Here is a 12,471-nt window from a genome sequence, read left to right as displayed (position 1 = left end):
TCACAGCGCCGTGACGGCGACCAGTCCCTCGTCCGGCACCGCCTGCATCCGGTTGCGCAATGGCTTGCCGAATTCCGGTGCCTGGATTTCGTATTCGTCGCCCGGCATCGTCTTGATGCCCGAGGCGTAGCTCATCACCGCCGCGCCGAAGAAATAGGCGTGTAGGTCGCCTGGACGGCGATGCATCGGGTAGCGGAAGTGGTAGTGCTCGAGATTGCCGATCGAGTGCGACATGTGCGCCTCGCCCGACAGGAATTCCTGTTCCCAGATGACCGCGCCATCGCGGCGGATGCGGGAAGAACCGCGCACTTCCTGCGGCAGTTCGCCGACGAGCAGCTCCGGACCGATCGAGCAGGAGCGCAGCTTGGAGTGGGCGAGGTAGAGATAATTCTCGGCCTCGGTCACGTGGTCGGAATATTCGTTCCCCAGTGCGTAGCCGATGCGATAGGGGCGGCCGTCCGGCCCGTTGAGATAGAGCCCGACGATCTCGGCCTCCTCGGCGCCCGCCTTTGCGAAGGCCGGCATCGGTAGCGCAGCACCCGGCGGCACGACGCAGGTGCCGACACCCTTGAAGAACCATTCAGGCTGGACGCCAAGCTTTCCAGGCGCCGGCTTGCCGCCTTCCAGCCCCATTCGGAAGATCTTGAGCGAATCGGATTCCGTGGCGTCCTTGCCGTGGGTCAGCACATGCATCTTGTCGCGGGCGGCGGCACTTCCCGTATGGGTCAGACCGGTGCCGGTGACGAGGAAGCGCGCCGGTTCCGGGTGATCGACTGGAGCAAGCACTCTTCGCTCGCGCAGCAGCTGGTCGTAGTCGACCTGCTCGGCGCCGGTCCACTCCTCGACCAGCGACGCGATCGACTTGCCACTGGCAATCGCCGCATTGGCGAGGTCGAGCACGGTATCCGTGCCGGTCAGGACGTGGAGATGATTGCCATCGGCACTGACGCGACCCACGCGGCGGCTGCCATCGGGTAGTTGGAACTGAACGAGACGCATGATGTTACCTTTCCTGCGGTCCGACGCGGTCACACCCAACCGGCGTCGACGATGAATTGCTGGCTCGAGCACATGCGGCTGTCGTCGGCGGCGAGGAACAGCGCCATGCGGGCGATGTCCGAGGGTTGCAGCCGGTCGGGCAGGCACTGCCTTTCCTCGATCTGGCGTTCCCCGGCGGGCGTCAGCCACAGGCGCATCTGGCGCTCAGTCATCACCCAGCCGGGCACCATGCAGTTGACGCGGATGCGCTCGGGGCCGAGCTCTCGGGCAAGCGCCCGCGTCATGCCGTAGACAGCCGCCTTCGCGGTCACGTAGGCCGGGCAATCCGGATCGCCGACCATCCAGGTGATGGAACCGAAATTGATGATTGAGCCGCCGCCAAGCGCCTTCATTTGCGGGCGCACGGCCTGCGCGGCGAAGAACTGGTGGCGCAGATTGACCGCCATGCGGTCGTCCCAATAGGCGACGCTGACATCGGCGGTCTGGTGACGGTCGTCATTGCCGGCGTTGTTGCACAGCGCCTGGACGGGGCCGTTATGCGTCTTCGCCTGCTCGATGGCCACCTGCAGATCCTCGACATTGCGCAAATCGCAAGGGATGAAGAGCGGCTCGGCATGGCCTTGCGCGGCGATTTCGGCGACCAGCTTTTGCGAAGGCTCGACTGCCAGGTCGACAAAGGCGACACGGCTGCCCTGCGAGCAGAAATGGCGCACCAGGCTTTCACCGATGCCGCTGCCGCCGCCGGTGATGAAGACGCTGCGGCCCTTGAGGCTGGGGTAGATGGCGTAGCTGCTGTTCTCGTTGGTCATCGCGGCACCTAATGCGAATGGCGGGGGATGCCGGCGTCACGGCGGCCGACGAGGAAATCGAAATCGCAACCCCGGTCGGCCTGCAACACACGTTCGACATAAAGGCTCTGGTAGCCACCCAGCGGCGGTACCGGCGGCTTCCAGTCGTTGCGGCGGGCGGCAAGCTCCTCCTCGGAAACCAGCAATTCGAGACGCCGGCCCGCCACGTCGAGCTCGATGAAATCGCCGTCGCGCACCAGGGCAAGCGCGCCGCCCGCCGCCGCCTCGGGAGCGACATGGAGGACCACGGTGCCGTAGGCGGTGCCGCTCATGCGCGCATCGGAGATGCGCACCATGTCGGAGACGCCCTGTTTCAGCAGCTTCGCCGGCAACGGCATGTTGCCAACCTCGGCCATGCCGGGATAGCCGCGCGGCCCGCAATTCTTGAGCACCATGACGGAGGAGGCGTCGATATCGAGGTCCGGATCGTCGATGCGGGCGTAATAGTGCTCGATGTTCTCGAAGACGACCGCCCTGCCCCGGTGCTGCATGAGCTCCGGCGTCGCGGCTGACGGCTTGATGACGGCGCCATTGGGCGCGAGGTTGCCGCGCAGCACCGATATGCCCCCTTCCCTGGTCAGCGGCCGGTCGAGCGGCCGGATGACCTCGCTGTTGTAGTTCGGCGCGCCGTCGACCAGCTCGCCGATGGTCTTTCCGCTGACGGTCATGGCGTCGCGATGAAGAAGCCCCACTTCATCAAGCGACGCCATGACCGCGGCGAGCCCCCCGGCATAGTAGAAATCCTCCATCAGGAACCGTCCTGACGGCATCAGGTCGACGATGGTCGGCACGTCCCGGCCGAGACGATCCCAGTCGTCGAGGCTGAGGTCGACACCGACGCGGTGCGCGATGGCGATCAGGTGAAGCACCGCGTTGGTCGAGCCGCCAATGGCGCCGTTGACGCGGATGGCGTTCTCGAAGGCCTGCTTGGTGAGGATCTGCGAGATCGTCACGTCCTTGTGGACCATGTCGACGATCTGCCGCCCGGCCAGCTGCGCGAGCACGCCACGGCGGGAGTCGACCGCCGGTATGGCCGCATTGTCGGGCATGCCGATGCCCAGCGCCTCGACCATGCTGGCCATGGTGGAAGCGGTGCCCATCGTCATGCAGCTGCCGGCCGAACGGCTCTGCCCCTGCTCGGCAGCGAGGAAATCCTCGACCTTCATGCGGCCGGCCTTCACCTCCTCGGCAAACTTCCAGACATGGGTGCCGGAGCCGATGTCCTGGCCGCGGAACTTGCCGTTGAGCATCGGCCCGCCTGATACGGCGATGGTCGGGAGATTGCATGAGGCCGCGCCCATCAGCAGGGCCGGCGTGGTCTTGTCGCAGCCGACCAGCAGCACGACGCCGTCGATCGGATTGCCGCGAATGGATTCCTCGACGTCCATGCTGGCCAGGTTGCGGAACAGCATGGCGGTGGGACGCATGTTGCTCTCGCCGAGCGACATCACCGGAAACTCAACCGGCAGGCCGCCGGCTTCGTAGACGCCGCGCTTGACGTGATCGGCCAATGCCCGCAGATGCGCGTTGCACGGGGTCAGTTCCGACCAGGTGTTGCAGATGCCGATCACCGGGCGGCCGTCGAACGCATCGGCGGGGATGCCCTGGTTCTTCATCCAGCTGCGATGCATGAAGGCGTTCTTGCCTTCGCCGCCGAACCATGCCGCCGAGCGCAGCTTGCGCTTTTCGTCACTCACGATGCATGTTCCTTGCGGCGCTTGTTGCGGTTCTCGACGCTGCGGCGAACGTCGTCCTCGGCATTGTCGATGAGGACGAGCAGCGCCTGTTGGGCGGCGGGACCGTCGCCGGCGGCGATCTTCTCGGCCACCTGCCGATGCAGCGGCAGCGAATGACGCTGCCCTTCGGGATTGTCATTGGAGAGACGGAAGCTCATCACCAGAGCGGTTTCCACCAGCGCCGCCAGCGAGCCGATCAGCTCATTGCCCGTCATGCGCAGGATGGTCTGATGGAAGACGAGGTCGGGCTTGGCGAAGCGGTCGCCGTCGTCTCCGACAGCCTCCATCTCGTCGAGAGCCGCGTTCAGCTCGGCGAGTTGCGCCGGCGTGGCGCGCCTGGCGGCAAGCGCCGCGGACATCGGCTCGATCGCCCGGCGCAGCTCGAAAAGCTCCTTGACGTCGGCGGCGTTGACGCCGCCGGCATATCGCCAGGAGAGCACGTCCGGATCGAGGAAATTCCAGTCGGAGCGCGGACGCACACGCGTACCGGTCTTCGGCCGCGACTCGACCAGCCCCTTGCCCGCCAGCACCTTGATCGCCTCGCGCAGCACGGTGCGGCTGACGCCCAGCATCTCGCTGGAATCGTCGGCATTGGGCAGCGCCTCGCCGGGCAGGAAATGCCCCTGCAGGATGCGCAGGCCGATCTGCTCGACAACCGTCGCATGGAGGGCCGTCGAACCGCTGGCGACCGCGGCCAGTGGCGGCGAGTTGCGCGCCCTTCTGAGGGGTTTCATATTCTTCATACTATTCATATGATATGTCTTTAGCCATGCAACGACCAGAGTCAAGGGATTTGGGGGTGAGATGGACAGGAATTTTGAAACCGGGAGCGCGGAAGGACTGGTCTCGATCGCCGACAGGTTGGCGGCGGTCGAGATAGCCCCGGCCGCCGGTGGCGCCGTGGCCTCATACCGCTGGCGGCGGAACGGACAGGTTCTCGATTGGCTCCGACCGGCGGATGCAGGTGCGCTCGCCCGCCGCGACGTGGGCGCCATGGGCTGCTTTCCGCTGGTCCCCTACTCCAACCGCATAAGAGGCGGTCGCTTCGCCTTCGCTGGCCAGACCGTCCAGCTGCCGACAGGCGCCGACGATCCGCATTACGAACATGGCCATGGCTGGCGAAAGCCGTGGACCGTGGAGGAGCACGGTGCCGACACAGCCATCCTGCGTTACCGCCACGCCGCCGATGCCTGGCCGTGGAGCTACATAGCCGAGCAGGCGATCGGGTTGGCTCAGGGCTGCCTGACCATCCGGATTTCGCTAAGCAACCTCTCCGACGCGCCGATGCCGGCCGGGTTCGGGCTCCATCCCTATTTCCCGGCGACGCCATGGACCCATGTGCGGGCTGATGTCACCGGAATGTGGGAAACCGACGCGGAGGTGCTGCCCACGCGCCATCTGCCGCCGCCGGCAGGCGCCAACCCGGCCACCGGCTTCGACGTCGCCGAGACCGCGTTCGACACCGTCTTCACCGGGTGGTCGCGCCGGGCCCGGATAACCTGGCCCGACGAAGGGAGGCTGCTGGACATCGAGGCCGAAGCGCCGCTCGACTTCCTGGTGCTCTACACGCCGCCCGGCGAGCCATTCTTCTGCGCCGAGCCGGTGAGCAATATCACCGATGCCTTCAACCAACCGGGCGACAGCGGCGACAATACGGGTTGCATGGTGCTGGGTCCGGGCGAGACGCGGTCCGCGACTGTTCGCTTCATGCCTTCGGAAATGAACTTGACGCGATAGAGTTTGGAGAAGCTCAGCTCGCCTCGCGCATCGCCTCGGCGGCCTGCAGGTCGACGGAGACCAGTTGGCTGACGCCCTGCTCGGCCATGGTGACGCCGAACAGTCGGTCCATGCGCGCCATTGTGATCGGGTTGTGGGTGATGATGACGAAGCGCGTCTCGGTGGTCTTCGACATCTCGTCCATCAAATTGCAAAAGCGCTCGACATTGTGGTCGTCGAGCGGCGCGTCGACCTCGTCCAGCACGCAGATCGGCGCCGGATTGGTGAGGAAGACGGCAAAGATCAGCGACATCGCCGTCAGCGCCTGCTCGCCGCCGGAAAGCAGCGTCATGGTCTGAGGCTTCTTGCCGGGCGGGCGCGCGAGGATTTCGAGCCCAGCCTCCAGCGGGTCTTCCGACTCGATCAGCTGCAATTCGGCGGTGCCACCGCCGAACAGATGCGAGAACAGCCGCTGGAAATGACCGTTGACGACCTCAAAGGCCGATAGCAGCCGCTCACGGCCTTCGCGGTTGAGGCTCTGGATCGCCTGGCGAAGCTTGCGGATCGCCTCGATGATGTCCTCACGCTCGGAAACGATGGTCTCCAGACGGTCGGAAAGTTCCTTCTGCTCCTCCTCGGCGCGCAGATTGACGGCGCCGAGCCGCTCGCGCTCGATCTTCAGCCGGTCGAGCTGGCGCTCGATATCGGCCATATCGGGCATCGGGTCGTCGGCCTCGAGGCCGGTATGCTTGATGATGAGGTGCGGCGGCGTGTTGAGCGCTTCCTGGATGCGCGCCTCGACCTCGGCGCGGCGCTCGTCGGCGGCCGTAAGCCGCTCCTCGGCGCGGACACGGGTTTCACGCGATTCAGCCAGCGACTGGATCGCCAGGGTAGCAGCCTTGTCCAACTCGGCCTGGCGGTTTTCCGCTTCCTGCAGGCGGTCGCTCGCCGTCTGGCGCAGCGCCTCGGCCTCGGACAGCTGCGACAGCAGCGCCCGGCGCTTGGCGTCGATCTCGTCCGGCGCGTCGGCCAGCCTCTCACGCTCGGCTTCAGCCTCGGCCTTGCGCTCGGCAAGCGCCGCGATCTGCGTCGAGGCGTTCTCGGCGCGTTCCAGCCAATTCCTGCGCTCGGTACCGATGGCGTCGAGCCGGCGTATGCGTGCCTCGGCCTCGCGCCGCAGGCCTTCGTGCACGGCGCGCGCATCGGCAAGCGTGGCCCGGTCGCGCGAGACATTGGCGGAGGCCTGCTCCAGCTGCAGCTGAAGGTCGCCGAGATCGGGGGCGTCCTTCAGCATCTCCTCGGCTTCGAGGAAGGCGGCTTGGGTTTCCTCGTGGCTGTCGACGACGCGGGCGCGCGCCTCATCAAGCGCGGCGCGCCGGCTCGCCAGCTCGCCGCCAGCCTTCTCGGCCGCGGCCAACGCATTACGGGCGGCGTCCAGCGCGTGCTGCGCGTCGCGGCCAGCCTGGCGGGCATTGCGCTCGGCCTCACTCGCCTGGCGCATCGCCTGCTCGGCCCGCGCCAGCGCTTCCTCGGCCTCGCGCACCACGCGCGTCGCCTGCACGGCCTCGGCGTCGAGCTCGGCCAGGCGGTTCTTCTGCGCCAGCCGCTGCGCGGCGGCCGTCGGAGCGTCGGCGCTTGCCGTCAGGCCGTCCCAGCGCCAGAGCGCGCCGTCGCGGCTGACCAGCCGCTGGCCAGGCGCCAACAACGCCTGAAGGCGGCGACCGTCGGCGGCTTCGACGATGCCGATCTGCGCCAGCCGACGGGCAAGCTGCCCCGGGGCGCGGACCACGCTGGCAAGGCTCCTGACGCCTTCGGGCAGCGCGGCATCGCCCGGCTGAACCGCGCTCTCGCCCCAATGCACCGGGGCGCTGCGGTCGAGCGGAACGTCGAGGTCTTCGCCAAGGGCTGCACCCAGGGCGGTCTCATAGCCGCGCTCGACGCTGATCTGCTCGAGCACCGAGGGGAAAAGATCGCCGCCGCTGGTGGCATTGAGGACCTTGGCCAGGGTGCGCGCTTCCGTCTCGATGCGTGCGAGCTCCGCCCTGGCGTCCTGCAGCGGCGGACGCGCGGCACTCTCGGCGGCGCGCGCTTCAGCGACGGCCTGTTCCGCCGCAATGGCGCCGGCCTCGCTCTCTTCCAGGCGGGCCACGGCGTCCTCGACGAGAAGCCGCTTCTCGGCCGGATCGGGCAGGCCGGAAATTCGCCCCACGATATCGGAAAGCTCGCGGTCGACCTCGGCGAGCTGACGGGCGAAACGATCGCGGCGCTCGGCGGTCTCGCGCAGCGTACGCTCGACCTGATGTCGCGAAGCGGCCGCCTCGGCGCGTTCGGCGGTCAGGGCGGCAAGCCTTGCCTCGCTTTGCGACAGTGTCGCGCCGGCCTGCTCGAAGGCTGCGCGCGTGGTCGCTTCACGCTCGGCGGCGCCGGCGTTTTCGGAGTTGAGTTCGGCTTCTTCCGTGCGGAGGCGTTCGAGGATGTCAGCATTGTCGCGCACCATCCGCTCCTCGCGGGCGACGTCGGCATCGAGCTGCTGCAGGCGGCGTTCGAGTTCCGCCTGGCGCGAGCGGATGCGGCCCGCCTCCTCCTCGATCTGGGTCTTGGCGATCGACAGGCGCTGGAATGCAGCGGCCGCGGCGGCTTCGGCGTCGCGCAAATCCGGCAGCCGGTGGGCGGCGATGCCCTGCTCCCTGGCGGCAGCCATCTGGGCCGCCGCGCGGTCGCCGACCAGCGTGGTTGCCACGGCGAGCGCCGAGCGCGCCTCGCCCTCCTGCGTCTTGGCCAGCGTCCAGCGCAGGTGCAGCAGCGTCGCCTCGGCCTTGCGAATATCGGCCGACAGGTTCTTGAAGCGCGAGGCCTGGCGCGCCTGGCGCTTCAGGCTTTCGATCTGGCCCTCCAGCTCGCCGACGACGTCGTCCAGCCGTTCGAGGTTCTGCTCGGCCGCCTTCAGCCTGAGCTCGGCCTCATGGCGGCGCGTGTGCAGGCCGGAAATGCCAGCCGCCTCTTCGAGCAGCGCGCGGCGAGCCTGGGGCTTTGCCTGGATAAGCTCGCCGATGCGGCCCTGCCCGACCATGGAAGGCGAGCGCGCGCCGGTCGACTGGTCGGCGAACAGAAGCTGCACGTCCTTGGCACGCGCTTCCTTGCCGTTGATGCGGTAGAGCGAGCCGGCCTCGCGCTCGATGCGGCGCGACACCTGCAGCTCATCGGCGTCGTTGAAGGCAGAGGGAGCGGTGCGGTCCGTATTGTCGAGGAAAAGCGTGACTTCGGCGGTGTTGCGGGCCGGACGCGCGCCTGAGCCGGAAAAGATCACGTCGTCCATGCCGGACGCGCGCATGTTCTTGTAGGAGCTTTCGCCCATCACCCAGCGTAGCGCTTCGACAAGGTTCGACTTGCCGCAGCCGTTCGGCCCGACAATGCCGGTCAACCCGCGTTCGATGACGAACTCGCCGGGCTCGACGAAGGACTTGAAACCGAGGAGGCGAAGGCGCGAAAATTTCATTCGCGCCGCCCCACACTACAGGCCGGCGCGCCGAAGCCCAGCCGCTTCGGCGCGGCCTGGATGTCAGAGCAGAGGGTCGATGATGGCCGACATTTCCTCAATCGACATCGCCCCTTTGTAGGTCTTACCGTTGATGAAGAATGTCGGCGTCGAGTCGACCTTGAACTCGTCCGCTCCGCGTTTCTGGACTGCTCTCACATCGTCCAGAAGCTTCTGGTCCGTCAAGCAGGCCTCGAAGGACTCCTGTGTAAAACCGGCGAGCTTGGAGATCTGCAGCAGTGCTTCCTTCGTGTTGTTGACGCCAACCCAGCTGGGTTGCTGCTTGAACAGCACGTCGACCATCGCGAAGTAGTTGTCCTTGGCGCAGCGCGCCAACATGAAGCCGGCCTCGGCGCTCGGGTCGAAGGGGAATTCGCGCAGGATGTAACGGACCTTGCCGGTGTCGATGTACTTGGTCTTCAACTCAGGGAAGGTGGTCATATCGAAATGCGCGCAATGCGGGCAGGTCATCGAGGCGTATTCGACGATGGTGACCTTGGCGTCGTCCTTGCCGAGCTGCTTTTCAGGCAACGCGCCGGGCTTGAGCAGTTCCGCCATGTCCACGGTGCCCTGCGCCTCCGGCACTTGCACGGCAGCTGGCGTGGCCGGCTTGGCGGGCGTCGAAGGATCGGCGGGCTTCACAGCGGCCGCGTTCGCCTCGTCGCCGGAGTCGCTGCATGCGGCAAGCAGCGCCACCGCGGGAACTGCGGCCAGCGTGGTCAGAAGGTTCCTGCGGGACAAAGAACGGTTCATGCGAATCACCTGATATCGGTTGGATTTTGCAACGCAAGGGCTAGAAAAGGCGAGAGTTGGCGCGAATTAAGGCATCGCCGTCCCCAATCCAATCGCCAATTTTTTCGGGCACGTTCACGAATACGCGATATTGACGACAATCCTATGGCCTTTTTTGTCTCAGGATAGTTGCCCCGAGGCGCTCCAGCGAAGCGCGCAGGCCATCGTCTTCTATCTTGCCGACTGTGCGGGCCAGTTTCGCTTTTTCCGCCTCGCTGAGCGGCCGCGCCACCGGTTTTGGCCGGGCTTTCTGGCTCAGGACCGGCTTCTGCAGGATCTTCACGCGGCCGATCGCATTGAAGCCCAGGAACGCGTTGACGCGGTTGATGACCTCACCGGCTTCATGCTGCAGATGCAGCGCCGCCATGCCTTCGCAGGCGACGATCAGCGTCGCCGGCTCGAACGGATCGTCCTCGTGCATACGGCGCGGCCACTGGATCTTTTCCGGGCGCGAATGGCCGGCGAGACGTGGTCCGGCGATCTCCTCCCATGACTGCACCAGCCCGATCGAGATGCCGGCGCGCTTCTTCAGCACCGGATCGAGTATCTCGGTTGCGAGATCGCTGACCGGAACGGGATTGCCGAAGGGCTTTTTCCCTGCCATGTGCGTTCTCCAATCCTCGGTTCACCTGATCAATGGCACCACAAGACCAGACCCGCAAGGCCGCGGCCGGGAAGGCCGGAGATACCAGCAAGGGTGGAGCTGTGGATACCGCCTCCCGGCTGCTTGCCTGGTACGACGCGCATCACCGCGACCTGCCCTGGCGTGTCGCGCCCGGCGCGCTGGCGCGCGGCGCCAAGCCCGATCCTTACCGCGTCTGGCTGTCCGAAGTCATGTTGCAGCAGACGACGGTCGAAGCTGTGAAAGCCTATTTTCGCGCCTTCGTCGAGAAATGGCCGACCGTCGAGGCGCTGGCGGCGGCGCCCGCCGAGGACGTGATGAAGGCCTGGGCCGGGCTTGGCTATTATTCCAGGGCGCGCAATTTGAAAGCCTGCGCCGACCTGGTTGCGCGGCAAGGCGGGCGATTTCCCGATACCGAAGCCGGGTTGAAGGATTTGCCTGGCATCGGCGCCTATACGTCGGCGGCGATCGCGGCGATCGCCTTCGACCAGCCGGCGGCGGTCGTGGACGGCAATGTCGAGCGGGTGATGACGCGGCTCTATTCGATCGAAACGCCACTCAGCGAGGCCAAGCCGGAAATCCGCGCGCTGGTCGAAAAGCTGGTGCCGGAGAAACGGCCTGGCGACTTCGCCCAGGCAACGATGGATCTGGGTGCTACGATCTGCACGCCGCGCCGGCCACGCTGCATGCTGTGCCCGCTTCGCGAGGATTGCACCGCCATCCTCACGGGCGACCCGGAGCGCTTCCCGGTCCGCCTGCCGAAGGACGACAAGCCGCTGCGGCGCGGCGCGGCGTTCGTCGCCGAGCGTGGCGACGGCGCCATCCTTTTGCGCAAGCGGCCGGACAAGGGCCTGCTTGGCGGCATGACCGAGGTGCCGACCACGGCCTGGACAGCGCGGATCGATGGAGCGACCACGGCGGACGCGGCGCCCTTCCCGGCCGACTGGAGGCGCGCGGGACGGATCAGCCATGTCTTCACGCATTTCGCGCTCGAACTCGAAGTCTTCCATGCCCACATCAAGGGTGATGATCCAAAAGGACATTTCTGGTCGCTGGCCCACGAAATTTCCGGGGAAGCGCTGCCCACCGTCATGAAAAAGGTAATCGAAGCAGCGATACCGGGCGCGACGAAGAAACGGCGCCAGCATTGATCGGCGCCAGCATGGAAGGACCGTGATGACTGAAATCCGCCACATCGTCTTCGATATCGGCAAGGTGCTGATCCATTACGACCCGAACATCCCGTTCAGCCGCCTGATCCCGGATGCCGAGGAGCGGAAATGGTTCTTCGACAATGTCTGCACCAGCGCCTGGAACATCGAACAGGATCGCGGGCGCACATGGGACGAGGCGGAAGCGCTCGCCATTGCCGAGCATCCCGACCACGCCGAAAACATCCGCAATTTCCGCCGCCATTGGCATGACATGGTGCCGCATGCCTATGACGACAGCGTCGCGCTCATGGAGGGGCTGATCGAAGACGGGCGCGATGTGACCCTGCTCACCAACTGGGCGTCGGACACGTTCCGCGAGGCGCGCGGCCGCTTTCCGTTCCTCGAAAAGCCGCGCGGCATCACCGTCTCCGGCGACATCGGCCTGATCAAGCCGGACCGCGCCATCTATGACCATCACGTCGCGTCATTCGGGCTCGATCCGGCGGCTTCGCTGTTCATCGACGACAGCCAGAAGAATGTCGATGGCGCCAAGGCCGCCGGTTGGGAGGCGGTGCTGTTCACCGACGCCAGGACGCTTAAGGCAGACCTTGAGCGGCTCGGGATTGCAGCCTGAACTGAATCGCTTGCGGCGATCCGTTGAGAGCCTGATTCAAGCCCCTGCCCGTTCCATCCCGAGGCGGGCGATGCGGCGCAATTCGTCGATCGGGGTGAGGCCGCCGCTGCGCTCGTAATGCCAGAAGGTCCAGCCGTTGCAGGCATCCAGGCCCTGCACTTCGGCGCCGACCTTGTGGATCGAGCCGGCGCTGTCGCCGATGGCAAGGGTGCCGTCGGCGCGCACCTTGGCGGCCCAGCGCTTCTTGGCGTCGTAGAGAGTGGCGCCCGGCGCAACTAGGCCGGTGTCGATCAGGCTGATGAAGGCGACGCGCGGCTCGGCGCGTTTGCCCGAAAGCACGGTAAGGTCGGCGCCCTCCAGCGGGCGGACGGCGGCGATGCGCTCATTGGCGGCGTCGATATAGGCCTGCTCGCGCTCGATGCCGACGAAGTGGCG

10 protein-coding genes and 1 pseudogene are annotated in these 12,471 nt (G+C 66.3%); 3 read left to right on the top strand and 8 right to left on the bottom strand.

Features of this window, described 5'->3' with window-relative positions; genetic code table 11:
- From araD1 to Q0L57_RS13240, 4 genes are read right to left on the bottom strand one after another with little or no spacing between them, the layout of a single operon-like run.
- Window positions 1-999, bottom strand: a complete 999-nt coding sequence (gene araD1 / locus Q0L57_RS13255) for an AraD1 family protein (RefSeq protein WP_296743294.1) — start codon at window positions 997-999, stop codon at window positions 1-3.
- Window positions 1,000-1,028: 29 nt separating this feature from the next.
- Window positions 1,029-1,808, bottom strand: a complete 780-nt coding sequence (locus tag Q0L57_RS13250) for an SDR family oxidoreductase (RefSeq protein WP_296743291.1) — start codon at window positions 1,806-1,808, stop codon at window positions 1,029-1,031.
- Between the two features lie 8 nt (window positions 1,809-1,816).
- Entirely contained in the window at window positions 1,817-3,544 is a 1,728-nt protein-coding gene (locus Q0L57_RS13245) for an IlvD/Edd family dehydratase (RefSeq protein ID WP_296743289.1), read from the bottom strand.
- Window positions 3,541-4,317, bottom strand: a complete 777-nt coding sequence (locus Q0L57_RS13240) for a FadR/GntR family transcriptional regulator (RefSeq protein ID WP_296743287.1) — start codon at window positions 4,315-4,317, stop codon at window positions 3,541-3,543. The genes Q0L57_RS13245 and Q0L57_RS13240 overlap by 4 nt, the downstream gene beginning before the upstream one ends.
- A gap of 70 nt (window positions 4,318-4,387) precedes the next feature.
- Between Q0L57_RS13240 and Q0L57_RS13235 the strand changes: the two genes are divergently transcribed.
- Window positions 4,388-5,320, top strand: coding sequence for an aldose 1-epimerase (locus Q0L57_RS13235; RefSeq protein ID WP_296743286.1), 933 nt, complete (start codon window positions 4,388-4,390; stop codon window positions 5,318-5,320).
- 13 nt (window positions 5,321-5,333) lie between these two features.
- On the opposite strand, the gene smc is transcribed toward Q0L57_RS13235, so the two are convergent.
- From smc to Q0L57_RS13220, 3 genes are all read right to left on the bottom strand, one after another.
- A complete protein-coding gene (smc, locus tag Q0L57_RS13230) occupies window positions 5,334-8,795 on the bottom strand; it encodes a chromosome segregation protein SMC (RefSeq protein ID WP_296743284.1) in 3,462 nt (1,153 codons plus the stop codon).
- 63 nt (window positions 8,796-8,858) lie between these two features.
- Window positions 8,859-9,587 (bottom strand): DsbA family protein, encoded by a 729-nt coding sequence (locus Q0L57_RS13225; RefSeq protein ID WP_296743282.1) that lies wholly within the window; start codon window positions 9,585-9,587, stop codon window positions 8,859-8,861.
- Between the two features lie 142 nt (window positions 9,588-9,729).
- Window positions 9,730-10,230 carry a DUF721 domain-containing protein gene (locus Q0L57_RS13220; protein ID WP_296743280.1) on the bottom strand — a complete coding sequence of 167 codons (501 nt, stop codon included), beginning with the start codon at window positions 10,228-10,230 and terminating at the stop codon, window positions 9,730-9,732.
- 32 nt (window positions 10,231-10,262) lie between these two features.
- Between Q0L57_RS13220 and mutY the strand changes: the two genes are divergently transcribed.
- On the top strand, window positions 10,263-11,399 hold the full coding sequence (mutY, locus tag Q0L57_RS13215) for an A/G-specific adenine glycosylase (protein WP_296743279.1): 1,137 nt from the start codon (window positions 10,263-10,265) through the stop codon (window positions 11,397-11,399).
- A 25-nt stretch (window positions 11,400-11,424) separates the two neighbouring features.
- A complete protein-coding gene (locus Q0L57_RS13210; protein WP_296743277.1) occupies window positions 11,425-12,036 on the top strand; it encodes an HAD family phosphatase in 612 nt (203 codons plus the stop codon).
- Between the two features lie 36 nt (window positions 12,037-12,072).
- Here Q0L57_RS13210 and Q0L57_RS13205 read toward each other — a convergent pair.
- Window positions 12,073-12,471: pseudogene (locus Q0L57_RS13205) on the bottom strand (modification methylase); the annotation flags it as partial.

Source organism: Mesorhizobium sp., assembly GCF_024509055.1.
Classification (GTDB): Bacteria; Pseudomonadota; Alphaproteobacteria; order Rhizobiales; family Rhizobiaceae; genus Mesorhizobium.
This window is presented reverse-complemented; position numbering and strand designations above follow the sequence as displayed.

Excerpts from the sequence above, each read along its gene's own strand:
- mutY (WP_296743279.1), top strand. The coding sequence starts at position 10,263 with ATGGCACCACAAGACCAGACCCGCAAGGCCGCGGCCGGGAAGGCCGGA.
- Q0L57_RS13210 (WP_296743277.1), top strand. The coding sequence starts at position 11,425 with ATGACTGAAATCCGCCACATCGTCTTCGATATCGGCAAGGTGCTGATC.
- Q0L57_RS13240 (WP_296743287.1), bottom strand. The coding sequence starts at position 4,317 with ATGAAACCCCTCAGAAGGGCGCGCAACTCGCCGCCACTGGCCGCGGTC.
- Q0L57_RS13250 (WP_296743291.1), bottom strand. The coding sequence starts at position 1,808 with ATGACCAACGAGAACAGCAGCTACGCCATCTACCCCAGCCTCAAGGGC.
- Q0L57_RS13225 (WP_296743282.1), bottom strand. The coding sequence starts at position 9,587 with ATGAACCGTTCTTTGTCCCGCAGGAACCTTCTGACCACGCTGGCCGCA.
- smc (WP_296743284.1), bottom strand. The coding sequence starts at position 8,795 with ATGAAATTTTCGCGCCTTCGCCTCCTCGGTTTCAAGTCCTTCGTCGAG.
- Q0L57_RS13235 (WP_296743286.1), top strand. The coding sequence starts at position 4,388 with ATGGACAGGAATTTTGAAACCGGGAGCGCGGAAGGACTGGTCTCGATC.
- Q0L57_RS13220 (WP_296743280.1), bottom strand. The coding sequence starts at position 10,230 with ATGGCAGGGAAAAAGCCCTTCGGCAATCCCGTTCCGGTCAGCGATCTC.
- araD1 (WP_296743294.1), bottom strand. The coding sequence starts at position 999 with ATGCGTCTCGTTCAGTTCCAACTACCCGATGGCAGCCGCCGCGTGGGT.